Source organism: Verminephrobacter aporrectodeae subsp. tuberculatae At4, assembly GCF_000193225.1.
Classification (GTDB): domain Bacteria; phylum Pseudomonadota; class Gammaproteobacteria; order Burkholderiales; family Burkholderiaceae_C; genus Acidovorax; species Acidovorax aporrectodeae.
In genome coordinates this window covers 1-942 of record NZ_AFAL01000579.1, presented here as the reverse complement: position 1 = coordinate 942, position 942 = coordinate 1, and the positions used below count along the sequence as shown (strand labels likewise).

1 protein-coding gene is annotated in these 942 nt (G+C 67.4%); it reads right to left on the bottom strand.

Features of this window, described 5'->3' with window-relative positions:
* Nucleotides 1-942: SwmB domain-containing protein (locus VTU_RS28260; RefSeq protein ID WP_010106960.1), on the bottom strand; the 942-nt coding region annotated here is incomplete at both ends.

The following is a 942-nucleotide window of genomic DNA, read 5'->3' as shown; positions in this document are numbered from 1 at the left end:
TTCCGTGTACGTGAGCACCAGTTTGTCGCCGTTGACCGCGGCGCTGCTGATCACCGGGGGCGTGGTGTCCGGGGTGGTGTTGGTAATAGTCTGGTTGCTGAAGTCCACCGCCTGGTTGCCGGCAGCGTCCTGGACCCCGCCGGTCGCGGGCTTGGCGTAGCTGACGGTCAGCGCCTCGCCGTTGGCCGCGGCGCGGCTCAGTGTCAGCGTGACGGTCTTGGCCGTTGCGTTCACGCTGGCGCTGTTGACGGGGATGGCCGTGCCCGTGGTGGTGCTGACCGTAAAGCCGGCGTTGCCTGTGAGCGCGGCCCCGTTCAGGGTGTTGGCTTCCGTGTACGTGAGCACCAGTTGGTCGCCGTTGACCGTGGCGCTGCGGAGCAGCGGGGCCACGGTATCTCGGGTGTCCACGGAGTAGTTGGCGCTCGTGGTTTCACCCTTGCCGGGGTTGCCAGCGTTGTCGGTCACCCTGGCGAGGTCTATGTTGATGACATTCGACGGGACGTTGATGTTGGCCGTGGGCGTGAAGGTGGCCGTCCAGACCGTGCGCGCGGCGTTGGTCGCGGGCGTGCTCAGCGTGCCGCTCGTGCACACGATGTCGCTGGCGTCAAAGCCGTTGACGGGCTCGCTGAAGGTGATGGTGACGGTGGTGGTCTCGCCCGCGGTGAGCGCGCTGTCGGCGATCGTGATATCGACGGTGAGCTCCTCGTTGGGCACCCGGGGCGTGGTGTTGGTGACCGCCCGGCTGTTGAAGTCCACTGCGTCGTTGCCGGCAGCGTCCTGCACCACGGCGCCGGATGTGGGCTTGGTGTAGCTCACGGTCACCGTCTCCGCGCTGGCCACGGCGCGGCTCAGCGTCAGCGTGACGGTCTTGGCCGTTGCGTTGACCACGGCGCTGTTCACGGTGATGGCCGCCGTGCCAGCGGCGGTGTTGACCGTAAAGCC